Genomic DNA, 493 nt, shown 5'->3' with positions numbered 1-493 from the left:
GTCCAGTCCTTGCTATCACGCCAATGCGTGGGGCTCGGGCTAGGCGTCGGCGTGGGTGTCGGCTTGGGCGGGACAGTGATCGTGGTGGTCTGTGTCACGGGCGGAGGACCTACCGGCAATGCCCAGAACACCACCACCAACCCCACCAAGCTAAAGGCGAGGACCGCGATAACGACATACCAAACGCGCTTACTCATCTGTTTTGCAGGTGGGTAATGTATTCGTTCATGACCTCAACGAGAGCCTCGTCGTCGTTGCGGAGGATTCCACCGGCCATGCCGACTATTGTGGCGTCTTCGCTATGCGCGATGCATTCGAACTGTCCGGTGAGTTTGGTGTGTCCGCAGGTGAGGTTCCCGACGTAGTGCGGATCCCGCCACTCCTTGACATACATGTTGAAGTTGTCATCGAGGGTGTACTTGCTGCGGGTGACTGATAGCCAGAGCGCCTCAATGTTGTCTGGGCCGTTGTAGTGGACGGAGCCGAGCCAGAC

2 protein-coding genes are annotated in these 493 nt (G+C 58.6%); both read right to left on the bottom strand.

The genetic code is table 11. From position 1 onward, the window contains the following. Positions 1-197 (bottom strand): hypothetical protein (locus EII42_RS13620; protein ID WP_233558407.1); only part of this gene is annotated, 197 nt, incomplete at its 3' end. Then, positions 194-493: hypothetical protein (locus EII42_RS13140; protein WP_158676526.1), on the bottom strand; the 300-nt coding region annotated here is incomplete at its 5' end. The genes EII42_RS13140 and EII42_RS13620, both read right to left, overlap by 4 nt.

It is taken from the genome of Tessaracoccus sp. OH4464_COT-324, from assembly GCF_003932855.1.
Classification (GTDB): Bacteria; Actinomycetota; Actinomycetes; order Propionibacteriales; family Propionibacteriaceae; genus Arachnia.
This window is presented reverse-complemented; position numbering and strand designations above follow the sequence as displayed.